Raw genomic sequence first — 25901 nt, forward strand, 5'->3', positions numbered from 1 at the left:
ACGATGGCAGCGGGCAAGCTCGTCATGCTGGCCGCCGGCGGGACCGGCGGCCATCTCTTCCCGGCCGAGGCGCTGAGCCACGCGCTCCATGCCAAGGGCATGCGCGTCGTGCTCATGACCGATACGCGCGCGGCCGAGTTCGCCGGCAGCTTCCCGGCCGAAGCGGTGCATGCCGTGCCGGCGGCGACACCGTCCGGCCGCTCGCCCTTCCAGAAGGCCGCGGCGCTGTTCCGCATCGCCAAGGGCACCTTCGCCGCGCGGCGGATCATCGGGCAGGTCAAGCCCGCCGTCGTCGTCGGCTTCGGCGGTTATCCGACCGTGCCGCCGGTGCTTGGCGCCTCGCTTGCCGGGGTCCGCACCCTCATCCATGAGCAGAACGCCGTGATCGGCCGCGCCAACCGCTTCCTCGCCGGCCGTGCCGACGTGATCGCGACGGGCTTCGCCAAGGTGGGTGGTCTCACCGAGGCCCAGCAGGCGAAATGCCGGCATGTCGGCAACCCCGTTCGCCCGGCCGTGATCGAGGCTGCCGGACGCGGCTATGACTGGCCGGGCGAGGGCAGGATCCAGCTCCTGGTCTTCGGCGGCAGCCAGGGCGCACGCATCATGGCGGACATCGTGCCGCCGGCGATCCAGCTCCTGACCGACGCCGAGCGGGCGCGGCTGGCGATCGTCCAGCAGGCCCGGGCAGAGGACGACGAACGGGTGCGCAGCATCTACGAGAAGCTCGGCGTGAAGGCGACGATCGCGCCCTTCTTCAAGGACCTGCCGGCGCAGATGGCGGCGGCGCAGCTGGTCATCGCACGCTCGGGTGCCTCGACCGTGGCGGAGCTCACCGTGATCGGCAGGCCGGCCATTCTCGTGCCGCTGCCGGGCTCGCTCGATCAGGACCAGGCCGCCAATGCCGCCTTCCTGGAGGGGGCCGGGGGAGCGATCCGCATCCTCCAGCCGGAGTTCACGCCGCGGCGGCTGGCGAGCGAGCTCTCGCAGCTCATCGCGCAGCCGGCGCACTTGACGACGATGGCCGCAAACGCGAAGAGCGCCGGCATCCCCGACGCTGCCGACCGCCTGGCCGATCTCGTGATCGCCACGGTCCATTCTTCGAACTGACAGGATTCACGGACCATGAAGCTGCCGCCGAAGCTCGGCTCCATCCATTTCGTCGGCATCGGCGGCATCGGCATGTCCGGCATCGCCGAGGTGCTGCACAATCTCGGCTACAAGGTGCAGGGCTCGGATGCCTCCGACGGCGCCAACGTCAAGCGCCTTGCGGAAAAGGGCATCACCACCTTCGTCGGCCACAAGGCGGAAAACCTCGGCGAGGCCGAGGTCGTCGTGGTCTCGACCGCGATCAAGCGCGACAATCCCGAGCTTGCCGCCGCGCGCGAGCTGCGCCTGCCCGTGGTGCGCCGGGCGGAGATGCTGGCCGAGCTGATGCGCCTGAAGAGCTGCGTCGCCATCGCCGGCACGCATGGCAAGACGACCACGACCTCGCTGGTCGCGACGCTCTTGGAGAAGGGCGGGCTCGACCCGACCGTCATCAACGGCGGCATCATCAACGCCTACGGCACTAACGCCCGCATGGGCGAGAGCGACTGGATGGTGGTCGAGGCCGACGAATCGGACGGCACCTTCCTGAAGCTGCCGGCCGACGTCGCGATCGTCACCAATATCGATCCGGAGCATCTCGACCATTTCGGCACCTTCGACGCGATCAAGGCCGCGTTCCGGTCCTTCGTCGAGAACCTGCCCTTCTACGGCTTCGCGGTGATGTGCATCGACCACCCGACGGTGCAGGGTCTGGTCGGCCAGATCGAGGACCGCCGCGTCGTCACCTATGGCGAGAACCCGCAGGCCGATTTCCGCCTGATCGACATCGATCTCGCGGGCGGGCAGGCAAAGTTCACGCTTCTTATCCGCGACCGCAAATCGGGCCGCGACGAGGTGATCCGCGATCTCGTCATGCCGATGCCCGGCCATCACAACGCGCTCAACGCCACGGCCGCTATCGCAGTCGCCTACGATCTCGGCATTCCCGTGCCTGTTATCCGCGAGGCGCTGGCCGGCTTCGGCGGCGTCAAGCGCCGCTTCACCAAGACTGGCGAGTGGAACGGCGCGCTGATCTTCGACGACTACGGCCATCACCCCGTGGAGATCGCCGCCGTGCTCAAGGCCGCGCGCGCCTCGACCAAGGGCAAGGTCATCGCGATCGTGCAGCCGCATCGCTACACCCGGCTCTCCAGCCTGTTCGACGATTTCGCCGCCTGCTTCAACGACGCCGACACCGTGATCGTGGCCGATACCTATGCGGCCGGCGAGGCGCCGATCCCCGGCGCCGACCGCGATTCGCTCGTGGCGGGCATCAAGGCGCGCGGCCATCGCCACACGCTGCCGCTGGAAGGGCCCGAGAAGCTCGCCGGCATCGTAGCGGAACTGGCGGGGCCGGGCGACTACGTCGTCTGCCTCGGCGCCGGCAACATCACGCAATGGGCCTATGCGCTGCCGGGGGAGCTCAAGGCGCTGGGGTGAATGTGCACCGCACTCTCCGCCGTCATTCTCGGGCGCAGCGAAGCGTAGACCCGAGAATCTCGGGCAGGAAAAGGCAACGGAAACTCCTTCGGCAAGAGATGCTCGGGTCAAGCCCGAGCATGACGACCTGTTCCGTCCCGGATCATCATGCTCTAAAGCGACGCCATGCCCTTTGCAGACCTCACCTCCGACATCCGCGCCTCGGCTCCCGATCTGCGGGGGCGGCTCCTTGCGAACCAGGACCTTTCCGGTCTGACGTGGTTCCGCGTCGGCGGTGCCGCGCAGATCCTGTTCACGCCGGCCGATGACGAGGATCTGGCCTATCTGCTTTCGAAGCTGCCGGAGGACATCCCGGTCACCGTGATCGGGCTCGGTTCCAACCTGATCGTCCGCGATGGCGGCATCCCTGGTGTCGTGGTCCGGCTCGGCGGCAAGGGCTTCGCCGAGATCGCGATCGAGCCCGGCGACCGGCTGCGGGCCGGCACGGCAGTGCCGGACGTCAAGGTGGCGCGGGCGGCGGTCGATGCCTCGCTCGACGGGCTCGCCTTCTATCGCGGCATCCCCGGCTCGATCGGCGGGGCGCTGCGCATGAATGCCGGCGCCCATGGTGGCGAGACGACCGACGTGCTGGTCGAGGCGCGCGGCGTCACCCGCAAGGGCGAGATCGTCACGCTCAGCCACGCGCAGATGGGCTTCACCTATCGCAACAGCGCTGAGGCGACTCGCGACATCATCTTCACCTCGGCGCTCTTCCAGGGGCGGCGGGGCGACAAGGCGGCGATCCAGGCCGAGATGGACCGGGTGACGCAGGCGCGCGAGGCGGCCCAGCCGATCAAGGAGCGCACGGGAGGCTCGACCTTCAAGAATCCCGATGGCGGCAAGGCCTGGAAGCTGATCGATGCTGCCGGCTGCCGTGGCCTGCGCGTCGGCGGGGCGCAGGTCTCGGAGATGCACTGCAACTTCCTGATCAACACCGGCGGCGCGACGGCGGCCGATGTCGAGGGGCTGGGCGAGGAAGTGCGCCGCCGGGTCAAGGACAACTCCGGCTTCGAGCTGCACTGGGAGATCAAGCGGCTCGGGGTTGCGGCGTAGCCGTGGCCATCGCGGCGGCCCGGCGCGAGAGTAGCATGCCGGCGATCGTCGAACTCAGGATGATCGCGATGCCGAGGAGCTGGAGCCCGCCGAGCCATTGGCCGAGCAGGACGGCGCCGAGGATGGTCGCGACCGTTGGGCTGAGCAGCCCGAGAAAGGCGACGCTGGCGCCGAGCGTGGTGATGCCCCGGACCCAGAGCCAGTAGGCGAGGGCGGTGCCGATCAGGACGAGATAGCCCAGGCCGAGGCCGTTCAGGGCGGTCGGCATCGGCGGCGGCCCTTCGACCAGCAGCGCCACGGGCAGCAGGATCAGCCCGCCCAGCGTGAGCTGCCAAGCCGCCAGGGCCAGCGGCGAGCCCATCTTGCCCCAACGCTCGATCAGCACGGTGCCGGTTGCCATAGAGGCGGCGCTGGCGAGGCCGGCGATCAGGCCGATGGCATCGGGCCGGGCATGCGGATCGAGCACCAGCAGGGCCACGCCGACGAGGCCAGCGAGCGCGGCGCCGATCTGTCCCCGGCCGGGACGCCGGCCGAGCAGCGGCCAGGCCAGCAGGCCGACGATCAGCGGCTGGATCGAGCCGACCGTGGCGGCAAGCCCGCCCGGCAGGCGCGCGGCACTGACGAAGAGCAGCGCGAAGAACAGCCCGATATTGGCGAGACCGAGTGCCGCTAGCGGCAGGAGCTTGTCGCGCGGCGGCAGTCCCGGCCCGAGCGCCATCAAAAGGAGGCCGGCCGGCAAGGCGCGGAGAGCTCCGACCAGCAGCGGGTGATCCACCGGCAGCGTCTGGGTGAAGACGATGTAGGTGGAACCCCAGAGGCAGGGCACGAGGATCGTGGTCAGCAGCGTTCTGTTCAGGCTCGGCATGGCGGCCTCCGATGCGCGTGGAGCTTGGCTCCGACAGCGCTGATGCTAGTTTGATTTGATGTAAGATAATTCGATATCAAATTATCTTACATGAAATTACTTGGCGAGGAGCGGGGATGAGCGAGGAGCGGCCCGGTGGTCAGGGCGGGGCAATGGATTCGATCCTGACGCAGTGGCGGCGGGAGCGTCCCGACCTCGACACCAGCGTCATGGCGGTCTGCGGCGATCTCTGGCGCGCGGCCGACCGGGTGCGCGACGGCGTTTCCGCCAATCTCGTGGCCGACGAGCTCGATCTCGCCGGTTTCGACGTGCTGCTGACCCTGCGGCGGCAGGGCAAGGGGCGGGCGCTCTCACCGTCCGAACTCGCGCAGGACATGATGATCTCGACCTCGGCGATGACGAATCGGCTGGACCGCCTGCAGAAGCGCGGGCTGATCGAGCGGCAGGCCGATCCTGCCGATCGCAGAGCGTTGCGCATCGTGCTGACGGAGGCGGGCTTCGCGCTCGCCGACCGAATCGTCGTCTCGCATGTCGCGACGGAGGAGCGGCTGGTCGGCGCCCTTTCGCCGGAGGAGCGGACGCAACTGCGACGGCTTATCGCCAAGATCGGCTAGCGGCTGCTGATTCTCTACGGAATCACGCGGTCATCCCGGGCTTGACCCGGGATCCATGCCGGAGCGCTTCCGACGAAGGTTCAGGCATGGATCCCGGCTCTGCGCTTCGCTCCGGCCGGGATGACCCGGATTTTCGTGAATAGGCCTTCAGGCCTAGCCGTAACGGCCTTCTCAGGGTCCGGAGCGTCGGGCCGGCGACCCTCGTTAACGCCCGGTTCGTCATGGTTAACGCGCTGTTAACCATTGCGGGCAGAGGTTCGGCCATCGCATCGAGCGGGGACCGGCATGAGCAAACACGTCGCAGTGCTGATGGGCGGATGGTCCGTCGAGCGGGAGGTCAGCCTCAATAGCGGCGCGGCCTGCGCGCGAGCGCTGGAGAGCGTCGGCTACCGCGTCACCCGCGTCGACGTGCAGCGCGACATCGCCGAGATTCTCGCGCGGCTGAAGCCCGACGTCGCCTTCAACGCGCTGCATGGGCGCTTCGGCGAGGACGGCACGATCCAGGGCGTGCTCGAGATCCTGCGGATTCCCTATACCCATTCCGGCGTGCTGGCCTCGGCGCTCGCGATCCGCAAGGACCGGGCGAAGACGGTGGTGAAGGCGGCCGGCGTGCCCGTCGCCCATGGCGTCAACGTCTCTCGCTTCGCCGCGGCGAAGCAGCATGTGCTGCCGCCGCCCTATGTGCTCAAGCCGATCGACGAGGGTTCTTCCGTCGGCGTGGTGATCGTGAAGCAGGGCCGGGAGCATCCGCCGCAGGAAATCGCCCGGCCGGACTGGCCCTGCGGCGAAATGCTGCTGGCCGAAACCTTTATCGCCGGCCGCGAGCTGACCTGCGCGGTGATGGGCGAGCGCAGCCTCGGTGTGACGGAAATACAAGCCGCAACCGGTGAGTTTTACGACTACGACGCGAAGTACGCGAAAGGTGGCTCGATCCACATCTGTCCGGCTCAAATTTTACCGAAAATTTACCAGCAGATCGAAGAGTGTGCGTTAACGGCGCATCAAGCAATCGGATGCCGGGGCGTCAGCAGATCTGACTTCCGCTACCACGACGAGACCGACACGCTCGTCTGGCTGGAGGTCAATACGCAACCCGGGATGACCGAGACCAGCCTGGTGCCCGAACTGGCTGCCCACGCGGGCCTGAACTTCGGTGAGCTCGTCAAATGGATGGTGGAGGACGCCTCCCTCGATCGGTGAATGCGATGACGGCGAAACCCGTTTCAGTGGCAAGACGCGCGCCGGTGGCGAGACCTGTCTCGCGCCTGCCGGTCCAGCATGCCGGCCCGCAGCTGCTCGTCGGCGAGCGGCAGGGCAAGTGGCTGCGCCGCTCGCGCCGCAGCGCCATCGCCGTGCCGCTGGCGCAGCGCCTGCCGAGCAGCCTCGGCACCTGGCTCGCGATCGGCTTCCTCACCCTGAGCCTGGGCACCGGCTTCGTGATGGGCGGCCACTGGCAGACCATGCAGGACAATTACGGCGAGCCGCGCCACATGTTGGCTCGCGCACTCGGCTTCGGCATCGACCGCGTCACCATCTCGGGCCTCTCGGGGCTCTCGGAGCAGGAGGTGCTGGTCGCGGCCGGCATCGATTCGAAGACGTCGCTGGTGTTTTTCGACGCCGACGAGGCTCGCAAGCAGCTCGAAGCCACGCCGCTGATTCGCGAGGCGACGGTGCGCAAGCTCTATCCGGGCGAGGTCTCGATCGCGCTCACCGAGCGCGAGCCCTTCGCGTTGTGGCAGGTCAAAGGGGAGCTTTTCGTGATCGCGGCCGACGGGACGGTGATCGACAAGATGGATGACGGCCGCTTCGCCTATCTGCCGCTGGTCGTCGGCAAGGACGCCAACAACCGGGCGGGCGAGTATCTCGCGCTGCGCAACCAGGCGGGCCCCTTCGCCCAGCATATCCGCGCGGCGACGCTGATCTCCGGCCGCCGCTGGAACCTCAAGCTCGACAACGGAATGGATGTGCGCCTGCCCGAGACCAAGCCGGAAGCCGCCGTACAGCGCCTCGTCTCGATGGAGAGCGACTACCGCATCCTCGACAAGGACGTGCTCGCCATCGATCTGCGCCAGCCCGACCGCGTGGTGATGCGCCTCTCCGAAGAGGCCGCCGCCGCCCGGGCCGACCTGCTCAAGAGCAAGGGCAAGAAGAAGGGAGGCGAGGCATGAACCACGTCACCTCCCAGGGCCTGACCCCGCGCATGCGTCCGCTGTCGTCGCGCAAGAGCGCGACCTTGTCGATTCTCGACATCGGCACCAGCAAGGTCGTCTGCCTGATCGCCGAGCTCAACCCGGCCGAGGCCAATGAGCGGCTGCGCGGACGCACCCATGTCGCCCGCATCATCGGCATCGGCCACCAGCGCTCGCTTGGCCTGAAGGGCGGGGCGATCATCGATCTCGAAAGCGCCGAGCGCGCGATCCGTGCCGCGGTCGACGCGGCCGAGCGCATGGCCAAGGTCGAGGTGCAGTCGGTCATCGTGAACCTGACCGGCGGGCGCATCGGCTCCCAGCATTATGCAGCGAGCGTCGACCTGCGCTCCGGCTCGGTCGGCGACGGCGACGTCAAGCGCGTGCTCGCCACCGCCGCGACCCATGCGATCCGGCCGGGCAAGGCCGTGCTCCATGCGCTGCCGACCGGCTATGCGCTGGACGGCGTGCCGGGCGTGCTCGATCCGCGTGGGCTGATTGGCGGCAAGCTCTCCGTCGACATGCATGTCGTCGCCAGCGAGGCGGCGGCGGCGCGCAACGTCATGCTGGCGGTCGAGCGCTGCCATCTCGAGGTCGAGGCCGTGGTGGCGACGCCCTACGCCTCCGGCCTTTCGGTTCTCGTCGACGACGAGGCCGAGATGGGCGTGGTCGTCGTCGATCTCGGCGGCGGCACCACCAGCCTCGGCGTCTTCTCCGGCGGGCACATGGTCCATGCCGACGCGATCGCGGTCGGCGGCAACCACATCACCATGGACGTGGCGCGCGGCCTCTCGACCCGCGTCTCGGCGGCCGAGCGGCTGAAGACGCTGCACGGCTCCTGCATCGCCAGCGCCTCCGACGAACGCGACATGATCGCGGTGCCGCAGGTCGACGACGACGAGCGCGACATGCCGAACCATCTGGCGAAGTCGCATCTGGTGCGGATCATCAAGCCCCGCGTCGAGGAAATCCTCGAGCTGGTGCGCGACCGGCTGACCAATGCCGGCTTCTCGGCCCAGGCCGGGCGGCGCGTCGTGCTGACCGGCGGCGCCTGCCAGCTCACCGGCCTGCCGGAAGTGGCGCGGCGTGTGCTGGGGGGCCAGGTCCGCACCGGGCGCCCGCTGGGAATCAAGGGGTTGCCGGAAGCGGGCAAGGGCCCGGCCTTTTCGGCGGCGGTCGGCCTGCTGGTCTATCCGCAGGTCGCCCATGTCGAGCACTTCGAACCGCGCGCCGCCGGTGCGCGCTATTTCGCAACCGGGACGGACGGCTACTTCTCGCGTGTCGGGCAGTGGCTGAAGGACAGTTTCTAGATCATGGCGCGAAAGGGCGGAGACCAGCCTTTCGCGAGCATATCCGGAATTTGAGTGAGTACCGGCGCGTTCGAAAGGGCGTGCCACGGCGTCAAACGTAGCAATCGGGACGGCTCCCGCCAGGCGCCGGACAAACGGATCAAAAGAGGCAACCATGGCGATGAATCTGCAAGCCCCGGACATCCGGGAACTGAAGCCCCGGATCACCGTCTTCGGCGTCGGTGGCGCCGGTGGCAATGCGGTCAACAACATGATCGAGGCGGGCCTCGACGGCGTCGACTTCGTCGTCGCCAACACGGACGCTCAGGCTCTCGCCCTTTCGCGCGCCTCGCGCATCGTCCAGATGGGTCTTCAGGTCACCGAGGGTCTCGGCGCCGGCTCGCAGCCGGAAGTCGGGCGCGCGGCGGCCGAGGAGGTCATCGACGAGATCCGTGACCATCTGGCGGGTGCCCATATGGTGTTCATCACCGCCGGCATGGGCGGCGGCACCGGCACCGGCGCGGCCCCGGCCATCGCTCGCGTCGCCCGTGACATGGGCATCCTGACCGTCGGCGTCGTCACCAAGCCGTTCCAGTTCGAGGGCCAGCGCCGCATGCGCATGGCGGAGGCCGGCATCGGCGAGCTCAACGAAGCCGTCGACACGCTGATCGTCATCCCGAACCAGAACCTGTTCCGCGTCGCCAACGAGACCACCGGCTTCGCCGATGCCTTCGGCATGGCCGACCAGGTGCTCTATTCGGGCGTCGCCTGCATCACCGACCTGATGGTCCGCCCCGGCCTGATCAACCTCGACTTCGCCGACGTGCGTGCCGTGATGCGCGGCATGGGCAAGGCGATGATGGGCACCGGCGAGGCGCAGGGCGAGAAGCGCGCGCTGACCGCGGCCCAGGCCGCGATCAACAACCCGCTGCTCGACGACGTCTCGATGAAGGGCGCGCGCGGCCTGCTGATCTCGATCACCGGCGGGCGCGACATGAAGCTCTATGAGGTCGACGAGGCCGCCACCCGCATCCGCGAGGAGGTCGATTCCGAGGCCAACATCATCGTCGGCGCGACCTTCGACGAATCGCTCGAGGGCACGGTCCGCGTCTCCGTCGTCGCCACCGGCATCGACAAGCCGATCTCGACGCAGGCCGAGGTCGACGACACCGAGGCCCGCATCGCCCAGGTCGCCGAGCGTCTGAAGCAGGAAGCGCGCCTGCGCAGCACTGCCGCCGCCGCGACCCGTCCGGTTGCCCAGGCCACGCATGTGCCGGTCATCGAGACCGCCCGCATGGCCCCGATGGCGGAGCCCGCCCCGGCGCCGATGGCGCAGGATATCCGGATCGAGCCGGTCCAGCCGCGCCCGGTCATGGCCGCCCCGGCTCCCGAGCCGATCGCCCATGCCGAGCCTAGCCTGCATTTCGACGACAGCTTCATCCCGCCGATGCCGGAGCGCGCGGTGGTCCGCCCGACCCGCATGCCGCGCGTCGAGGACCTTCCGGCCCCCGGCCAGGCCCAGCTCAACGCCCAGCGCGGCGCCCAGCCCGCGCCCGTGCCGCCGAACGCCATCGAGCAGAAGCGGATGTCGCTGATGCAGCGCCTCGCCTCGGTCGGCTTCGGCCGCAAGGAGGATGAGGCCGAGCATGCGCCGGCGCCGGCTCCGGTCCGCCAGGCTCCGCAGGCCCCGATGCCGCAGGCGGCTGCGCCGAGCGCCGCCCATGCCGAGTATATGCGCCGTCCGGCACAGCAGCCGGCCTCGCGCCCGGCGCAGGGCCAGCTCGACCCGCATGGCCGACTCGCACCGCCCCGCAGCAGCGAGGAAGATCACCTGGAGATTCCCGCTTTCCTGCGTCGCCAGGCGAACTGAACGACCGCGCCTTTCACGGCGTTGTAACCGATCCCGTCGCGGCCAGCCGCGGCGGGATTTTTGCGTGTTAGAAAATCGTTATCTTTCAGCGTGTTATTGATCGGGGCCAAAGCTTTCCCGCTGTAACACAGCGAAAGAAAGAGTGATTTTGAGAGGCTGCGGCAAAGACTTATGTTGCAGCCGCATCAAGAGGATTAGCCCATCTGGGTCGCTTGATGCCGAATTTGGATATGTCGCCGCCGACCGTCGCATATGAAGCGGCCCCGGTTGCCGCGACCAGGATTGGATAGCGGAATGAACTTCGATCGGCAGACGACCTTGCGCGCAGCCGTGACCCTCGCCGGGATCGGTGTCCATTCCGGGGCGCCCGCGAGCATCTGCCTGAAGCCTTCCAGCGCCAATTCGGGCGTCGTCTTCCTGCGGACGGGCATCGAGGGCATGCCGCCCCAGCTCATCCACGCCAAGCATACCAAGGTCAGCGCCACCGAACTCTGCACCGTGATCGGCGATCGCGGCCCGGCCTCAGTTTCGACGATCGAGCATCTGATGTCGGCCTGCGCCGGTCTCGGCCTCGACAACGTTCTCGTCGAGATCGACGGGCCGGAAATGCCGATCATGGACGGCAGCGCCACCGCCTTCGTCGCGGCGATCGAGGCGACCGGCATGGTCATGCTCGGCGCTGCCCGTCGCTACCTCAAGATTCTCCAGCCGGTGCGCATCGAGAACGGCCGTGCCTTCGCCGAGTTGATGCCGGCCGAGCAGGGCTTCCGCCTCGACGTCGAGATCGATTTCGATACCGCCGTCATCGGCCGCCAGCGCAAGATCTTCGATCTCGACGCGAAGGCCTATGCCAGCGAGATCTCTAAGGCCCGCACCTTCGGCTTCATGCGCGATGTCGAGCAGCTCTGGAAGGCGGGCTTCGCGCTCGGTGCGTCGCTCGACAACACCGTCGCCATCGGCGAGGACAAGGTCATCAACCCCGAGGGCCTGCGCTACGGCGACGAGTTCGTGCGCCACAAGGTGCTCGACGCGATCGGCGATCTGGCGCTCGCCGGCTATCCGATCATCGGCGAGTTCCGCTCCTATTGCGGCGGTCACCGCATGAATGTCCGCATCCTGGAAGCGCTCTTCGCCGACCGTGCCAATTTCGCGATCGTCGAATCCCAGCCGGTCTTCGCCGCGCCGCGCGCCGTTCAGATGGCTGCGTCCGCGCCGGCAGCCTACGCGCCGGATCTGCACTGAAAAGTCGCAGGGCGGCGCTTTCTGCCTTTCCTTCGCCAGGTTTTTGTCCCAGATGCCGCAAGGCTGCGGAATCGTGCCCTGACCGGCTTTCGGCAGTGGCGCGGGGGAAGCGTCTGAGGTAAGGCATGCTTCCCGCCGGCAGAGACGATCGAAAGAGGACGGACGACGTGAGCGTGAAGCGGCATAGCCTTCCGGCAATTCATCGTGGCTCCTATCCACGCAAGGGCATCGCCCTGGCGCTGGGCGCCGCCATGCTGCTCGGCGGCTGCGATACGCTGTCCTCGCTCAACCCGTTCGACAAGCCCGAGGTCTACAAGCCGGACCTCACCCCGCCCGAGCCGGCCGACAAGCTCTATAACGAGGGCCTTGCGCGCCTGCAGACCGGCGACAGCGAAGGCGCGACCAAGAAGTTCGAAGGCATCGACAAGGCGGAGCCGTTCTCGCCCTACGCCCGCAAGGGCCTGCTGATGACGGCCTACACCAATTTCCAGGCTTCGAAGTGGGAGGAGGCGATCACTGCGTCCAAGCGCTTCATCGCACAGAACCCCGCCAGCCCCGACGCTGCCTATGCGCAGTACATCCTGGCGATGTCCTATTATAACCAGATCCCGGACACGACCCGTGATCAGGAGCGGACGGCTCAGGCGATCCAGGCCTTCGAGCAGCTGATCGCGAATTATCCGAAGTCGGAATACGTGCTGGACGCCAAGGAGAAGCTCCTGGTGGCGCGCGACCAGCTCGCCGGCAAGGAGATGAACGTCGGCCGCTACTATCTGGAGAAGCGCAACTACACCGGCGCGGTGAACCGCTTCCGCGAGATCATCATCAAGTACCAGACGACGCGGCATGTCGAGGAGGCGCTGATGCGCCTGACCGAGGCCTATATGGCGATGGGCATCTCCAACGAAGCCCAGACTGCCGCGGCCGTGCTCGGCCACAACTTCCCGGATAGCCCGTGGTACAAGGACGCCTACAAGCTGCTGCAAAGCGGCGGTCTGGAGCCGCGCGAGGATCGTGGCTCCTATATCAGCCGCGCCTTCCAGGGCTTCTCGCGCACGGTCGGCGGCGTTTTCGGGTTCGGCGGTCTCTGACGGGGCTTGCATGACGGACCCCGGACGACCCTGCCGGCTCCGCAAACCGAGCTGAGCGCCAATGCTGGCGCAGCTCTCCATCCGCGATATCGTCCTGATCGACCGGCTCGATCTCGGCTTCCGTGAGGGCCTCAGCGTCCTCACGGGCGAGACGGGCGCCGGCAAATCGATCCTGCTCGACGGTTTCGCGCTGGCGCTCGGCGGGCGCGGCGATGGTTCCCTCGTGCGCCATGGCGAGGCGCAGGGACAGGTCAGCGCCGTCTTCGACCTGCCGCTCGAGCATGCCGCTCGCAAGCTGGCGCAGGCCCAGGAACTCGACACCGACGGCGATCTGATCCTGCGCCGCGTGCAATATGCCGATGGCCGCACGCGCGCCTTCATCAACGACCAGCCGGTTTCGGTGCAGATCCTGCGGATGGTCGGCGCGGCGATCGTCGAGATCCACGGCCAGCATGACGACCGGGCCCTGACCGACCCGGCCCAGCACCGCACCATCCTCGACGGCTTCGGCGGGCTCGAGAAGCAGGCCGAGGCCGTCGCCACGGCCAGCGAGACGCTGAAGCGCGCGCGGCAGGCCCTGCAGGCGCAGCGGATGCGGGTCGAGGCGGCGCGCAAGGAAGCCGATTTCCTGCGCCACGCGGTCGAGGAACTCGGCAAGCTCGCGCCGCAGCCGGGCGAGGAGGATGCACTCGCCGCAACCCGGCAATCGATGATGCAGGCGGAGAAGGTCGCGCGCGACCTGATCGATGCCCATGAAGCCGTCGGAGGGCAGGCGTCGCCGGTCGCGGGGCTGGCGGCCGTGCTGCGCCGGCTGGAGCGCCGGGCCGGGCAGGCGCCGGAGCTGATCGATCCCTCGCTCGCCTCGCTCAACACCGCCATCATCGCGCTCGAGGAGGCGGGCGAGACGCTCGCTGCCGCGATGCGCGCCGCAGAGTACGATCCGCGCGAGCAGGAGCGCATCGAGGAGCGGCTCTTCGCGCTCAGGGCGGCGGGCCGCAAATACGACGTGCCGGTCGATGGGCTGCCCGTCCTTGCCGCCACGATGGCGAGCGATCTCGCCGCGCTCGACGAAAGCGAATCGTCGCTCGCGCGCCTCGAGGCCGAGCTGAACGAGGCGGAGACAGCTTTTCTCGCACAGGCGCAGGCGCTGTCAGAGGCCCGCAAAGCGGCCGCGGCGCGGCTCGATGAGGCCGTGAAGGCCGAGCTGCCGCCGCTCAAGCTGGAGCGCGCCCGCTTCATCACCCGGATCGAGAGCGACGAGAGCGCGCGCGGCCCGGAGGGCTTCGACAGGGTCGAGTTCTGGGTCGAGACCAATCCGGGCACGCGGCCGGGGCCGATGATGAAGGTCGCGTCCGGCGGCGAGCTTTCGCGCTTCATGCTGGCGCTCAAGGTGGTGCTGGCCGAGCGCGGCTCCGCGCCGACGCTGGTCTTCGACGAGATCGATACGGGCGTCGGCGGCGCCGTCGCCGATGCGATCGGCGAGCGGCTGGCGCGGCTCGCGGGACGGGTGCAGGTGATCTCGGTGACGCATGCTCCGCAGGTCGCCGCCAAGGCCGGGCAGCATTTCCTGATCGCCAAATCGGCGGTTGACGACGCGGCTTCCCGCACCGTGACGCGGGTCACGGTGCTGGAGGATCAGGCGCGGCGCGAGGAGATCGCGCGGATGCTGGCCGGCGCCTCGATCACCGAGGAGGCGCGGGCCGCGGCCGGGCGCCTGCTGCAGGCGGCGGGTTTGCGCGGCTGAGGCCGCTTGGTGCGGTCGAGACGGAATCTCCTGACCGTCATTGCGGGCATCGCGGCAGCGATGAGCCCGGAACCCAGAACCGATGCCCTCGATCGCAAAAACTGCGGGGAAGACTCCGTTTCATGATGGACATCATCGGTTCTGGGTTCCGGGCTCGGCCTGTCAGGCCGCCCCGGAATGACGGCGCGGTTTCGGTGGAAATGTCCTGACTACGCCGCCGCCAATTCGTAGCCGATGCCCTTAGCCACTACCTGCTTGAAGCCTTCGACATGGCCGCCCGAGACGAGCCAATTCTCGCGCGCGGCGCGCTCCAGGATGGCGCGACGGGAGGTCACCGCGGTCGCGGCATCGAAATCATAGACGAAGCCGATGTCGGGGTCGGTCGTCTGAAGGTCGGACAGATGCAGCGCATCGCCCCAGAGCAGCAGGCTCTCGCTCTCGCCTTCGATCAGATAGCCGCTATGGCCGAAGGTGTGTCCGGGCAGGGGGACGAGCTCGATATCGGGCAGCGCCGGGCCGGCCGCGGCGGTGCGGATGCGCCCGGCATAGTGCTTCTTCACGCTTGCCGCGATCGCGAAGCCACCCTGCTTTTTCTCCGGCGTCCGTGCACGATTGCCCTCGTCGCCGAAGAAGCCGAAATCGGCTTCGGGAACGATGATCTCGGCGTTCGAAAAGAAGGCGCGGTCGCCGTCGAAGAGGCCGAGCGCATGGTCGCCGTGGAGATGGGTGATCAGGATGCGCGCGACTTCGTCGGGTGCGATCCCCGCAGCCGCCAGGGCGGCCGGCGCGTGACCCATCGCCTCGCCCCAGGACGGACCGGTGCCGGCATCGACCAGCGTGATCCCGTCTGGGCTCTTCAAAGCGAAGCAATTCACCGGGATTCTGACCTTCGGCTGGCTCCAGCGTGCGACGGCGTCGTCGCGAGCGGCTTGGCCGCCGGCATGGATCAGCACGTCCAGCGGGGCCTCGAAGGTGCCGTCGTGCAGAATCGAGACCTCATAGGCGCCGATGCGGCGTGACTGCTGCTCCATGAACCGTTCTCCGTCAGGCATGATGCTTCGGCGATCAGGGCTGGAAGCTAGTGGCACCGGCGGATGGCCGACAAGGCGCGTCTGGCTTCGTGCGGCTTTGCGTGCCGCGCCGGGCGCCATGCATTCCCTTTTGCCTCGGTTTGCTCTATGAGCCGGTTTCATTCGATGGCGCAGCCTGCCCGTCAGCGCTTCAGCCCATCGTCCACGCTTTCGCGTCGTTCCGCCGACCACGCCGCAACCTCAGGCCCGTTATCGCATGTCCTTCTCCCTCACGAGCCCGCCGCTCGCGCGCGCGCTCGCCGATCGCAACTATTCCGAACCGACGCCGGTGCAGAGCGCTGTGCTGGAGGAGAACGCCCGCGGGCGCGATCTTCTGGTTTCCTCGCAGACAGGCTCCGGCAAGACCATCGCCTATGGCCTCGCCATCGGCGAGACACTGCTGGGCGACGCCGAAAAGCTCGGCCCCGCCGCCGAGCCGCTGGCGCTGATCATCGCGCCGACGCGCGAGCTTGCGCTGCAGGTGCAGCGCGAACTCGCCTGGCTCTATGCCCAGACCGGGGCGCGGGTGATCTCCTGCGTCGGCGGCATGGACCCGCGCCGCGAGGCCATGCTGCTCGACGAGGGCGCCCATATCGTCGTCGGCACGCCCGGCCGCCTGCGCGACCATATCGAGCGGCGCCGCCTCGATGTCTCCGCGCTGAAGGCGGTCGTGCTCGACGAGGCTGACGAGATGCTCGATCTCGGCTTCCGCGACGATCTCGAATACATCCTGAAGACGACGCCCGAGGGGCGGCGCAGCCTGCTGTTCTCGGCGACCTTCCCGAAGGCCATCGTCCAGCTCGCGCAGAGCTATCAGCGCGACGCGCTGCGCATCGAGGTGGAAGCGACGCGGCGCGGCCATGCCGACATCGCCTACAAGGCCGTGCGCGTCTATCCCAAGGAGGCGGAACTCGCGGTCGTCAACCTGCTGCGCTTCCACAATGCGCCAGTGGCGCTCGTCTTCTGCAATACCCGCAACGCCGTGCGCCACCTCGAGGCGATCCTGCTGGAGCGCGGTTTCACCTCCGTCGCGCTCTCGGGCGAACTCGGCCAGAACGAGCGCAACGCCGCGCTGCAGGCGCTACGCGACGGCCGGGCGCGGGTCTGCGTCGCGACCGATGTCGCGGCGCGCGGCATCGACCTGCCGGGGCTCGACCTCGTCATCCATGCCGAATTGCCGAACGATTCCGAGGTGATGCAACACCGTTCGGGCCGCACGGGCCGCGCCGGCAACAAGGGCACGAGCGTGCTGCTGGTGCCGCAGTCGCGCCGGCGCAAGGCCGAGCGCCTCCTGATGGAGGGCAAGGTCGAGGCCGAATGGATCGCCCCGCCGACGGCGGAGGAAATCCGCGTGCTCGACCAGGAGCGCCTGCTATCCGATCCGCTGCTCAGCGGCGACGGCTCCGAGGACGATGCCGGCATGATCGAGGCGCTGATGGCGGGCCGCGAGGCCCGTGACATCGCGGCGGCCCTGGTCCGTCTCTACCGTACCCGGCTGCCAGCGGCGGAAGAGGTCGGCGATCCCGGCTTCGGCCGTGACGAGCGCCGCCCGGTCCGCACGAACGAGGATTACGCTGCCAAGCGCCGTCCGTTCGGACGCGACGAGGGCGAGGAGGGCGAACGCCCGCGCAAGCCGGCCGGCCCGCGCGGCGACACCGTCTGGTTCCGGCTCGACATCGGCCGCAAGCAGGGCGCCGATCCGCGCCAGCTCCTGCCGATGCTGTGCCGCCGCGGCCGGATCACGCGCGACGAGGTCGGCGCCATCCGTATCTTCGACCGCGAGACCAAGGTCGAGATCGATGCCGACGTGGCCGACCGCTTCTACGAATCGGCGAAGGTGCCGGATCGGGACCGGATCACGATCGAGCCGACGACCGAGGCCGAGCGGCGGCCGGCCAAATCTTTTGGCGACAAGGCCGAGCGCCCGGCTGCGCCGCGCAAGAGCTGGGACGGTGCCGAGGCGACGGGCGATGCGCCGCAGCGCCCGCGCTATCAGCCCAAGGACGGCGGAGAGCGCGAGCCGCGCGGCGAGGACCGCAAGCCCTATCGCCCGGAAGGCAGGCCCCAGCGCGACGACGCTCGCCCGCGCCGGGACGATGGCAAGCCCGCCGGTGGCGGCTTCAAGAAGCCGTTCGCTGCGAAGGGAAAGCCCTTCGCCGCCAGGCCGGAGCGTACTGAGGGCGGGCGCCCCGCCGGCGGCGGTAAGCCGTTCGGAAAGGGCAAGCCGCGCCGCGGCTGAGCCTCAGCGGCCGGCGTCTGCAACCCGCCTTCTCTTCGCTCTCAGCGCAAGCCGAGGAAGGAGAGAATGGCGAGGACGACGACGATCAGGCCGACGATATAAATGATGTTGTTCATGAAAAACCCCCTGACTGAATGAGCCATCAGGCTCGATTTGACAGGGGGTGAACCCCATTTAGGGGCCAAAGGTTCCCGCGACGACGGCAGCGCTCCCGGGGAGCGCCCGATCCCGACCCGGGTTCAGACCACGATCTTGCGGTAGAGATGCCAGGTCGCGTGGCCGAGCACCGGCATCACCACGATCAGGCCGACCAGCACCGGCAGGCAGCCGAGCACGAGCAACCCGGTCACCATCAACCCCCAATACATCATCACGCGCGGATTGGCCTCGACGGCGGCGATCGAGGTGCGGATCGCCGTGGGCGCATCGACATGCCGGTCGATGATCAGCGGGAAGGATATCACCGAGATCGAGAAGGCGAGGATCGCGAAGAGCAGCCCGAGCGAGTTGCCGATGACGATCATGATCCAGCCGTCGGCCGTGGTGAAGAGGGCCCGCAGGAAATCAGTGGTCGAGACATCGGCCGGCAGACCGAGGATGCCGCGATAAAGGAACCAGGCGCTGAATAGCCAGGCGAGGAAGAGCCCGGTCAGGATTGCGCCCAGCAGGATGATCTGTCCGATCGAGGGCGAGCGCAGCACTTCGAGTGCGTGACTCCAGGAAGAGTCGAGGCCCTTCTCGCGGCGGCGGCTCACCTCATAGAGCCCGATCGCGGCGAACGGGCCGATCAGCGCAAAGCCGCTGAGCAGCGGGAAGAGCAGGGGGAAGATGTTGTAGCTCACGGTGAGCTGCGCCAGCAGGATGCCGGCAATGGGATAGATCACCGCGATGAAGACCAGATGGCTCGGCTGCGCCATGAAGTCCTCCCAGCCGCGTCGCAGCGCTTCGCGCAAGTCCATCGTGGTGATGGTCTTGATGCGTGGCTGCGAGAGCGTGACGATGTCATGTACGGTGCCGTCGACATTAGCCATGGCGTGACTCCCGGTTCCTGGCCCGGTTCACCACGGCTGTCGACATGTCCCTGGCGTCAACGGCCTGCGGCGTCGAGCTTCCAATTCCCAGCCTCCAAACTATACGCGCGAAAGCCGGATTTGTCGCAAGCCTTCTCGCGGATGTGAGAGGCTTATCGATCATAGTCCTCATCTTGAGGAGCAGCCGAAGGCTGCGTCTCGAAGGATGTTCCAGATGGTTCGGGAACCTTCTGAAGCACCCTTCGAGACGCCGCTGCGCGGCTCCTCAGGATGAGGGCTGAGTATCGGCTGGAGTGGTAAGCCGCATCGGCTGCTGCCCTTTCTCGTCACGCGCATCTCGCCTAATGCTGTGCCATGAGCGACGCCGACGACACCGCCCTCTCCGAAACCCCGGTTGCCGAGCTGACGCCGCGCAAGGCGAAGGTCGAGCACAAGCGGCTTGCCGCCGAGGTGCAGGCGGCGAACGACGCCTATTTCCAGGACGATCAGCCGATCATCGATGACGCGGCCTATGACGCGAAGCGTCAGCGGCTGGTCGCGCTCGAAGAGGCCTTTCCCGAGCTGAAGGACGCCGCCGGCGTCAGCGGCAAGGTCGGCGCCAAGCCTTCGGGCAAGTTCGCCAAGATTCGCCATCGCGTGCCGATGCTCTCGCTCGACAACGCCTTCTCCGACGAGGCGGTCGCCGAGTTTGTCAGCCGTGTCTATCGCTTCCTCGGGCGCAAGGAAGAACACGGCATCGCCTTTACCGCCGAGCCGAAGATCGACGGGCTGTCGCTTTCGCTGCGCTACGAGAAGGGCGAACTCGTCTCTGCCGCGACGCGCGGTGACGGCGAGGAGGGTGAGGACGTCACCGTCAACGCCCGGACCATCTCCGAGATTCCGCACCGGCTGGAGGGGGGCGACATTCCGGAGATCGCCGAGGTTCGCGGCGAGGTCTATCTCGGCCATGCCGATTTTGCTGGGATCAACGAGCGCCAGCGCGAGAAGGGGCTCACCGAATTCGCCAATCCGCGCAACGCAGCGGCGGGCTCGCTGCGCCAGCTCGACGCGACGATCACGGCGGCCCGGCCCCTGCGCTACTTCGCCTATGCCTGGGGCGAGATGCCGGTGTTGCCGGCGCCGACCCAGATGGGCGTGGTCGAAATCTTTCGGCGCTGGGGCTTCCGCACCAATCCGCTGATGAAGCGCTGCGAGAGCGTGGCGGAGCTGCTGGAGCGTTACCGGCTGATCGAGAGCCAGCGCGCAACGCTCGGCTACGATATCGACGGCGTGGTCTACAAGGTCGACGATCTCGCTCTGCAGGCAAGGCTCGGCTTCGTCTCGCGGGCGCCGCGCTGGGCGATCGCCCACAAATTCCCGGCCGAACTCGCAACCACCATCCTGGAGGCGATCGATATCCAGGTCGGGCGCACCGGCGCATTGTCGCCGGTGGCGCGGTTGAAGCCGGTGACGGTCGGCGGCGTCGTCGTGACCAACGCGACGCTCCACAACGAGGACTATATCCGCGGCTTCGATTCCAAGGGGCTGCCGATCCGCGACGGCACCGACATCCGCATCGGCGACACGGTGACGGTGAAGCGCGCCGGCGACGTCATCCCGCGCGTCGAGGCCGTCGATCTCGCCAAGCGTCCGGCGGATTCGAAGCCCTATGAGTTCCCGACGCTGTGCCCGGCCTGCGGCAGCCATGCGACGCGCGAGCTCAACCCCCGCACCGGAAAAGAGGATGCGGTGCGCCGCTGCACCGGCGGGCTGATCTGCCCGGCGCAATCGGTCGAGCGTCTCAAGCATTTCGTCTCGCGCGATGCGATGGATATCGACGGGCTCGGCGACAAGCAGATCGAGTTCTTCCATTCCGACCCCGAGCTGCCGGTGAAGGAGCCGGCCGATATCTTCACGCTGGCCGAGCGCGACGCCGCCAACTTCAAGAAGCTCAAGGACAAGGAAGGCTTCGGCGCGGTCAGCGCCAGGAAGCTCTTCGACGCGATCGAGGACCGGCGCACCCCGCCGCTCAACCGCTTCATCTTCGGCCTCGGCATCCGCCATATCGGCGAGACGACGGCGCGGCTCCTGGCGCGGCATTACGGCTCGTTCGAGGCGCTGCGGGTGGCCAGCATCGCGGCGGCCGACGAGGCCTCGCCCGAGCGACAGGAACTCGACGCCATCGACAGTGTCGGGCCGACCGTGGTCGAGGCGTTGATCGAGTTCTTCGGCGAACCGCATAACGAGGAGCTGCTCGACCGTCTGCTGGCGCAGGTGTCGCCGCAGCCGCTGGAGGCGGTGGCCTCCGCGAGCCCGGTCGCCGGCAAGACCGTGGTCTTCACCGGTGCGCTGGAGAGGATGACGCGCGACGAAGCCAAGGCGATGGCCGAGCGGCTGGGCGCCAAGGTGGCGGGTTCGGTGTCGTCGAAGACCGACCTGCTCGTCGCTGGGCCCGGCGCCGGCTCGAAGCTCAAGGATGCGGCGAAGCACGGCGTCGAGGTGATCGACGAGGCCGGCTGGTTCAATCTTGTGGGTGGTTGAGTTTGCTCGTCATTCTCGGGCGGAGCGAAGCGCAGACCCGGGAATTTCGTGACCAGAGGGCGCTGGTCTCCGCGATGGTCGGGTCAAGCCCGACCATGACGGCGGGAATTAGGCTACTCCGCCGCTGCCGCAGACGGCGCGAACATCGCTGTTGGCTGCTGCCCGCCTGCCGCCCGCACCTGGCTCGGCGCCGAGCCGGTGATGCGCTTGAAGGCGCGGCTGAACGAGGCTTCGGATTCGTAGCCGAGACGTTGCGCCACCACCGTGATGCGCAGCTTGTCGCGGGCCAGCCATTGCCGGGCCTGGTGCATCCTGACCTGCGCGACATAGCGTGCCGGCGTCTCGCCGACGACCTCGGCAAAGCGTTCGGCGAAGCCGGAGCGCGAGGCGCCCATCAATGCCGCCAGGCTCTCGACCGTCCAGTCGGTTTCCGGATGGGCGTGGACGGCAGCGAGCACCTTCCCGATCTGCGGGCAGCGCGCCGCTGCGATCCAGCCCTTGGCAGTGCCGCATCCGAACTCGACCCAATTCCGGATGATCGTTGCGGCGACGACATCGGCAAGGCGGGCGAGGATGCCGCCAGCGCCGACGCGGTCCATCGCGACCTCGCGGCCCATCGCCTCCAGCAGATGCGGAAGGCCCGGCTCGTTGGCGGCGAAATCATAGATCCGCATCACATCCGGCATCAGGCGCAGCAGCGGATGATCGATATCGACATTGAAGGTCATGCGCCCGGTGAAGACCAGCATGTGCTCGCCCGCGCCGCCGCCCTCGACATCGAAGACATTGCCGTAGAGCTCGCGCACGCGGCAGTCGCAGGGCGGGGAGGGCACGACCTCTGGGGAACTCGCCAGGATATGGCCGCCGCCATGTGGCAGCAGGACGGCATCGCCATCGCGCAACTCCACCCATTCGCCGGCCAGCGTCTTCAGCCAGCAACCGCCGCGGGAGATGAAATGGAAGCAGGCCTCGCGGCTCTGCGGGAAGACGACGCCCCAGGGCGCGGCCATCTGGCAACGGCTGTAGTCGACGCCGTCGAGCCTCAGGCCGCGCAGCATCTCGGTCAGGTGATCGATTGAAGCGGTCATTGCAGTCCTGGACGAACGGTCAAGGAATGCGGATTATATAGCATGGAAACTCCACGGCGCCACGCCCATCTTCCGGCCACCTCGTGGAGACCCCCATGTCAGATTCCCTGTCTGCAACTGCACTCGACCTCGATGACGTCCGCGACGACGCGCGCGAAAAGCCTGCCTGGGCCGCCGTCGTCTCGCTGACCTTCGGCGTTTTCGGCCTCGTCACCGCCGAATTCCTGCCCGCCAGCCTGCTGACGCCGATGGCCGCCGATATCGGCGTCTCGGTCGGAGCGGCCGGACAAGCGGTGACCGCGACGGCGGTCGTGGGTGCCATCGCCGGCCTCGCCGCGGCGATCGTGACCCGCGGCATCGACCGTCGCATCGTGATCTGGTCGCTGACCAGCCTGCTGATCTTCTCAAGCGCGCTCGCCGCCGTCGCCACCACTCTCCCGACGCTGCTCGTCGCCCGCGTCCTGCTCGGCATCGGGCTCGGCGCCTTCTGGTCGATGGTGGCGGCGATCGCGATGCGGCTGGTGCCGCCGAGCGCCATGCCCAAGGCGATGTCGCTGATCTTCACCGGCGTCTCCATCGCCACGGTGAGCGCCGCGCCGATCGGCGCCTATGTCGGCAACCTGCTGGGCTGGCGCGTCGTCTTCTGGATCGCGGCTCTCATCGGCGTCGCGACGCTCGTCATCCAGATGGCCGTGCTGCCGCGCCTGCCGGCACGCGGCTCGCCCGATATCCGTACGCTCTTCCGGTTGCTCGGCCGGCCGAGCATCGCGCTGGTCCTGGCCGGTATTGTCGTCGTGATCTCCGGGCATTTCGCCGGGTTCACCTATGTCCGGCCGTTCCTGGAGCAGATCCCGCAGCTTTCGGTCGAGGCGATCTCGCTCGTCCTGCTGGCCTATGGCGTCGGCGGCTTCTTCGGCAACCTGGTCGGCGGCGCCATCACCGCCCGCAGCGCCAAGGCATCCGTGATCTTCGGTGCGCTGACGATTGCGCTGATGGGCCTGGGCCTGCTGCTGGTCGGTTCTTCGCCGGTGGCTTCCGCCGTCGCCGTCGGGCTCTGGGGCTTCGCCTTTGGTGCGCTGCCGGTAGGGTTCCAGACTTGGCTGGTGCGCGTCGCGCCGGAAGAGGAGGCCGAGTCGGCCGGTGGCCTGCTCGTCGCCGCCTTCCAGGTCGCGATCGCCAGCGGCGCGATCTTCGGTGGGCTTCTGGTCGACGGCTTCGGGACGCTTGGCGTGATGGCCTATGCCATGGTCGCGACGTTGGTCGGCGGGCTCGGCGTGCTCGCGCTGGGATCGAAGAGCCCCGAGCGGGTCGGAGCCGGCAGCGCCTCCCACGCCATCTAACGCCGTTCCGAATGACCAGAACACATCGGGCGCGTGATGCGCCCGATCACTTTTCTTCAAGACAGCGATGCGGCGAGAGAGTTTATGCTCGCCCCATGGAAGCGATCACACAGGGCGAGACATTGTGCCTCGAACCGCTCGTCGCCGGCGAGCGGGCGAAGCTGTTTCCGGCCGAGCGCTTCGACGGGCTGGATTGCCTCGCCGCGACCTTCCGCCGGCATGCCTATGCCCCGCACCGCCATGAAAGCTATGTCATCGGCACGATCGAGGCCGGCTGCGAGACGTTTCGGGTGCGCGGTGAGCGGCACTATGCCCGCCCCAACCAGATCACCTTCGTCAATCCGCTCGAAACCCATGACGGCGAGCCTTATGGGCCGGGCTACAGCTATCGCATGACCTATCCCGAGATCGGGCTCATCCGCGAGGTCGCGGCCTCCCTCAGCGGCCGGGACGTGTCGGGCACACCGTTCTTTCGGCAGCCGCTGGTCGAGGATGCCGGGGGCGCGGCCCTCTTCGCTGGGGCGCACCGAGCCATCGAGGATGGCGACGATCTTCTCGCAGGCGAGGAGATGCTGCTGCGCTTCTATGCTCGCTGCCTGGCCCGCCATGCCGATCTGGCGGTTCGCTCCGTCGGAGCGGAGGGCGGGCCCGTCGCCAAGGCGCGCGAATTGTTCGAGGCGCGCTATGACGAGGATCTGTCGCTCGCCGATCTCGCGCGATTGACCGGCCTGCCGCGCCACCATCTGATCCGTGCCTTCCGGCGGGAAACCGGGCTGACGCCGCATGCCTATCTCATCGATGTCCGCGTCCGGCGCGCCCGCGAGCGGCTGCGGCGCGGCGACATGCCGGGCGATGTCGCGGCGGCGACCGGCTTCTGCGACCAGCCTCACCTGACCCGCGCCTTCAAGGCCCGCTTCGGCGTGACCCCCGGCGCCTTCCGTGCGGCGCATGCCGGCTGAGCCAAGCGCCTTTCGAGAGAGCCAACCCATGTCCACGATGCGCGACGACATCAGGCGCGGCCTGAGCGACATCTGGCCGGCGGCGGTGGCTGCGGCGCCGATCGGCCTGCTCTTCGGGGCGGTCGCCGCCAGCAAGGGGCTGTCGCCGCTCGAAGTCTTCCTGATGAGCGTGATGGTCTTTGCCGGCGGGGCGCAGTTCGCGGCGGTGGAGCTGTGGGCGACTCCGGCACCTATCGCCGCGCTGGTTTTCTCGACGCTGCTGATCAATGCCCGCCATGTGCTGATGGGGGCATCGCTCGCGCCCAAGCTCGAGGGCTTCAGCCGCTGGCAGAAGCTGCTTGGGCTCTATTACATGGCCGACGAGAATTGGGCTCTGGCCGAGAAGCGGGCCCGCACGCATCGGCTCACGCCGGCCTACTGGTTCGCGATGGTCGTTCCCTTCGTCGCCGGCTGGCTGGTGAACTCGACGCTGGGCGCGAGCATCGGCGCCGTGCTGGGCGATCCGAAGCGGCTCGGCGCCGATTTCGCCTTCACGGCGCTGTTCATCGCGCTGGTCGCAGCCTTCTGGAAGGGGCGGGTGACGTTCTGGACGGTGGCGGCCGCCGGCATCGCCTCGGCGGTTACCTATCGACTGGCCGGGCCGCCCTGGCATGTCGCGGCGGGTGCGGTGTGCGGACTTCTGGCCGCGTGGCTGGCCGCCGGCGCCGATCCGCAGCCCGTGGCGAAGGAGGCCGAGGCGTGAGCGTCGATCCGATCAACCTCCTCGCCTTCCTCGGCATGGCGATCGTGACTTATGCGACGCGCGTCGCAGGGCTCGCGCTTGCCGGGCGCCTCAGCTTGTCGCCAAGGGCGCAGGCGGCGTTCGACGCAATCCCGCCGGCCGTGCTGATCGCGGTGATCGCGCCGAGCGCGCTCGCGACGGGCTGGGCCGAGACGGCGGCGGCGGCGGTGACGGCTCTGGCCGCGACGCGTCTGCCGCTGCTGGGCGTGGTGGCCGTGGGTGTCGTGGCCGTGGTGGCGTTCCGAATGGTGATGTGATCCACCCCCGTCATGCTCGGGCTTGACCCGAGCATCTCGTGACCAGCGGGCTGCGGTTTCGCGCCTTTTTCGGCAGGAGATTCTCGGGTCGAAGCTC

21 protein-coding genes are annotated in these 25901 nt (G+C 68.1%); 17 read left to right on the forward strand and 4 right to left on the reverse strand.

All coding sequences use genetic code 11. The annotated features are described in order from the left end of the window. The first annotated feature begins 3 nt into the window (after positions 1-3). The 3 genes from murG (at position 4) to murB (ending at position 3618) form a co-directional block, all read left to right on the forward strand. Positions 4-1107: an undecaprenyldiphospho-muramoylpentapeptide beta-N-acetylglucosaminyltransferase gene (gene murG / locus AC2FAN_RS17600; RefSeq protein ID WP_485175721.1), complete on the forward strand. Its 1104-nt coding sequence runs from the start codon at positions 4-6 to the stop codon at positions 1105-1107. Positions 1108-1122: 15 nt separating this feature from the next. Next, positions 1123-2526, forward strand: a complete 1404-nt coding sequence (gene murC, locus AC2FAN_RS17605) for a UDP-N-acetylmuramate--L-alanine ligase (RefSeq protein WP_485175723.1) — start codon at positions 1123-1125, stop codon at positions 2524-2526. 165 nt (positions 2527-2691) lie between these two features. Next, positions 2692-3618: a UDP-N-acetylmuramate dehydrogenase gene (murB, locus tag AC2FAN_RS17610; protein ID WP_485175725.1), complete on the forward strand. Its 927-nt coding sequence runs from the start codon at positions 2692-2694 to the stop codon at positions 3616-3618. Here murB and AC2FAN_RS17615 read toward each other — a convergent pair. Then, entirely contained in the window at positions 3593-4483 is an 891-nt protein-coding gene (locus AC2FAN_RS17615; RefSeq protein WP_485175727.1) for an EamA family transporter, read from the reverse strand. The two genes, murB and AC2FAN_RS17615, sit on opposite strands and share 26 nt — an antisense overlap. 116 nt (positions 4484-4599) lie before the next feature. Here AC2FAN_RS17615 and AC2FAN_RS17620 point away from each other — a divergent pair, with 116 nt between their 5' ends. The 8 genes from AC2FAN_RS17620 to recN all read left to right on the forward strand — a co-directional run bounded on the left by AC2FAN_RS17620 (position 4600) and on the right by recN (position 14519). Continuing rightward, positions 4600-5097 carry a MarR family winged helix-turn-helix transcriptional regulator gene (locus AC2FAN_RS17620; RefSeq protein ID WP_485175729.1) on the forward strand — a complete coding sequence of 166 codons (498 nt, stop codon included), beginning with the start codon at positions 4600-4602 and terminating at the stop codon, positions 5095-5097. Between the two features lie 285 nt (positions 5098-5382). Next, complete coding sequence (locus AC2FAN_RS17625) at positions 5383-6297, forward strand: D-alanine--D-alanine ligase (RefSeq protein ID WP_485175731.1); 915 nt, start codon at positions 5383-5385, stop codon at positions 6295-6297. A 5-nt stretch (positions 6298-6302) separates the two neighbouring features. Then, positions 6303-7265, forward strand: coding sequence for a cell division protein FtsQ/DivIB (locus tag AC2FAN_RS17630; RefSeq protein ID WP_265054164.1), 963 nt, complete (start codon positions 6303-6305; stop codon positions 7263-7265). After that, positions 7262-8593 (forward strand): cell division protein FtsA, encoded by a 1332-nt coding sequence (ftsA, locus tag AC2FAN_RS17635; protein ID WP_485175733.1) that lies wholly within the window; start codon positions 7262-7264, stop codon positions 8591-8593. Before AC2FAN_RS17630 ends, ftsA begins: the two co-directional genes overlap by 4 nt. A gap of 154 nt (positions 8594-8747) precedes the next feature. After that, positions 8748-10442, forward strand: a complete 1695-nt coding sequence (ftsZ, locus tag AC2FAN_RS17640; protein WP_485175735.1) for a cell division protein FtsZ — start codon at positions 8748-8750, stop codon at positions 10440-10442. A gap of 294 nt (positions 10443-10736) precedes the next feature. Next, the gene (lpxC, locus tag AC2FAN_RS17645) at positions 10737-11684 is read left to right on the forward strand and encodes a UDP-3-O-acyl-N-acetylglucosamine deacetylase (protein WP_485175737.1); all 948 of its coding nucleotides are present in this window, start codon (positions 10737-10739) and stop codon (positions 11682-11684) included. A gap of 167 nt (positions 11685-11851) precedes the next feature. Then, a complete protein-coding gene (locus AC2FAN_RS17650) occupies positions 11852-12775 on the forward strand; it encodes an outer membrane protein assembly factor BamD (RefSeq protein ID WP_442865001.1) in 924 nt (307 codons plus the stop codon). 61 nt (positions 12776-12836) lie between these two features. Then, positions 12837-14519, forward strand: a complete 1683-nt coding sequence (gene recN, locus AC2FAN_RS17655; RefSeq protein ID WP_485175739.1) for a DNA repair protein RecN — start codon at positions 12837-12839, stop codon at positions 14517-14519. A 209-nt stretch (positions 14520-14728) separates the two neighbouring features. On the opposite strand, the gene aidB is transcribed toward recN, so the two are convergent. Then, positions 14729-15550, reverse strand: a complete 822-nt coding sequence (gene aidB, locus AC2FAN_RS17660; protein ID WP_485175741.1) for an AidB family quorum-quenching N-acyl homoserine lactonase — start codon at positions 15548-15550, stop codon at positions 14729-14731. Between the two features lie 256 nt (positions 15551-15806). On the opposite strand from aidB, the gene AC2FAN_RS17665 reads away from it, so the two are divergent. Beyond that, the gene (locus tag AC2FAN_RS17665; RefSeq protein WP_485175743.1) at positions 15807-17828 is read left to right on the forward strand and encodes a DEAD/DEAH box helicase; all 2022 of its coding nucleotides are present in this window, start codon (positions 15807-15809) and stop codon (positions 17826-17828) included. Between the two features lie 239 nt (positions 17829-18067). Here the strand turns inward: AC2FAN_RS17665 and AC2FAN_RS17670 are convergent, their stop codons facing one another. After that, positions 18068-18859, reverse strand: coding sequence for a DUF2189 domain-containing protein (locus AC2FAN_RS17670; RefSeq protein ID WP_265054157.1), 792 nt, complete (start codon positions 18857-18859; stop codon positions 18068-18070). A 354-nt stretch (positions 18860-19213) separates the two neighbouring features. On the opposite strand from AC2FAN_RS17670, the gene ligA reads away from it, so the two are divergent. Beyond that, on the forward strand, positions 19214-21379 hold the full coding sequence (gene ligA, locus AC2FAN_RS17675; protein WP_485175745.1) for an NAD-dependent DNA ligase LigA: 2166 nt from the start codon (positions 19214-19216) through the stop codon (positions 21377-21379). Between the two features lie 113 nt (positions 21380-21492). Here ligA and AC2FAN_RS17680 read toward each other — a convergent pair whose 3' ends face one another. Continuing rightward, complete coding sequence (locus AC2FAN_RS17680) at positions 21493-22467, reverse strand: AraC family transcriptional regulator (RefSeq protein ID WP_485175747.1); 975 nt, start codon at positions 22465-22467, stop codon at positions 21493-21495. Between the two features lie 95 nt (positions 22468-22562). Between AC2FAN_RS17680 and AC2FAN_RS17685 the strand changes: the two genes are divergently transcribed. The 4 genes from AC2FAN_RS17685 (at position 22563) to AC2FAN_RS17700 (ending at position 25804) form a co-directional block, all read left to right on the forward strand. Further along, positions 22563-23807 carry an MFS transporter gene (locus AC2FAN_RS17685; RefSeq protein ID WP_265054154.1) on the forward strand — a complete coding sequence of 415 codons (1245 nt, stop codon included), beginning with the start codon at positions 22563-22565 and terminating at the stop codon, positions 23805-23807. Positions 23808-23902: 95 nt separating this feature from the next. Next, the gene (locus tag AC2FAN_RS17690) at positions 23903-24766 is read left to right on the forward strand and encodes a helix-turn-helix domain-containing protein (protein WP_485175749.1); all 864 of its coding nucleotides are present in this window, start codon (positions 23903-23905) and stop codon (positions 24764-24766) included. Positions 24767-24794: 28 nt separating this feature from the next. Then, positions 24795-25508 (forward strand): AzlC family ABC transporter permease, encoded by a 714-nt coding sequence (locus AC2FAN_RS17695; RefSeq protein WP_485175751.1) that lies wholly within the window; start codon positions 24795-24797, stop codon positions 25506-25508. Beyond that, complete coding sequence (locus tag AC2FAN_RS17700) at positions 25505-25804, forward strand: AzlD family protein (protein ID WP_265054151.1); 300 nt, start codon at positions 25505-25507, stop codon at positions 25802-25804. The genes AC2FAN_RS17695 and AC2FAN_RS17700 overlap by 4 nt, the downstream gene beginning before the upstream one ends. Positions 25805-25901: the final 97 nt, after the last annotated feature.

This window comes from Allobosea sp. RIT-PG3_2 (assembly GCF_057321085.1).

Bases quoted from the DNA above. Each gene is read 5' to 3' on its own strand.
- AC2FAN_RS17670 (WP_265054157.1), bottom strand. From the start codon at position 18,859: ATGGCTAATGTCGACGGCACCGTACATGACATCGTCACGCTCTCGCAG.
- recN (WP_485175739.1), top strand. From the start codon at position 12,837: ATGCTGGCGCAGCTCTCCATCCGCGATATCGTCCTGATCGACCGGCTC.
- aidB (WP_485175741.1), bottom strand. From the start codon at position 15,550: ATGGAGCAGCAGTCACGCCGCATCGGCGCCTATGAGGTCTCGATTCTG.
- lpxC (WP_485175737.1), top strand. From the start codon at position 10,737: ATGAACTTCGATCGGCAGACGACCTTGCGCGCAGCCGTGACCCTCGCC.
- ftsA (WP_485175733.1), top strand. From the start codon at position 7,262: ATGAACCACGTCACCTCCCAGGGCCTGACCCCGCGCATGCGTCCGCTG.
- AC2FAN_RS17695 (WP_485175751.1), top strand. From the start codon at position 24,795: ATGTCCACGATGCGCGACGACATCAGGCGCGGCCTGAGCGACATCTGG.
- AC2FAN_RS17690 (WP_485175749.1), top strand. From the start codon at position 23,903: ATGGAAGCGATCACACAGGGCGAGACATTGTGCCTCGAACCGCTCGTC.
- AC2FAN_RS17630 (WP_265054164.1), top strand. From the start codon at position 6,303: ATGACGGCGAAACCCGTTTCAGTGGCAAGACGCGCGCCGGTGGCGAGA.
- AC2FAN_RS17625 (WP_485175731.1), top strand. From the start codon at position 5,383: ATGAGCAAACACGTCGCAGTGCTGATGGGCGGATGGTCCGTCGAGCGG.
- murG (WP_485175721.1), top strand. From the start codon at position 4: ATGGCAGCGGGCAAGCTCGTCATGCTGGCCGCCGGCGGGACCGGCGGC.
- AC2FAN_RS17615 (WP_485175727.1), bottom strand. From the start codon at position 4,483: ATGCCGAGCCTGAACAGAACGCTGCTGACCACGATCCTCGTGCCCTGC.
- murC (WP_485175723.1), top strand. From the start codon at position 1,123: ATGAAGCTGCCGCCGAAGCTCGGCTCCATCCATTTCGTCGGCATCGGC.
- AC2FAN_RS17685 (WP_265054154.1), top strand. From the start codon at position 22,563: ATGTCAGATTCCCTGTCTGCAACTGCACTCGACCTCGATGACGTCCGC.
- AC2FAN_RS17665 (WP_485175743.1), top strand. From the start codon at position 15,807: ATGTCCTTCTCCCTCACGAGCCCGCCGCTCGCGCGCGCGCTCGCCGAT.
- AC2FAN_RS17680 (WP_485175747.1), bottom strand. From the start codon at position 22,467: ATGACCGCTTCAATCGATCACCTGACCGAGATGCTGCGCGGCCTGAGG.
- ligA (WP_485175745.1), top strand. From the start codon at position 19,214: ATGAGCGACGCCGACGACACCGCCCTCTCCGAAACCCCGGTTGCCGAG.
- ftsZ (WP_485175735.1), top strand. From the start codon at position 8,748: ATGGCGATGAATCTGCAAGCCCCGGACATCCGGGAACTGAAGCCCCGG.
- AC2FAN_RS17620 (WP_485175729.1), top strand. From the start codon at position 4,600: ATGAGCGAGGAGCGGCCCGGTGGTCAGGGCGGGGCAATGGATTCGATC.
- murB (WP_485175725.1), top strand. From the start codon at position 2,692: ATGCCCTTTGCAGACCTCACCTCCGACATCCGCGCCTCGGCTCCCGAT.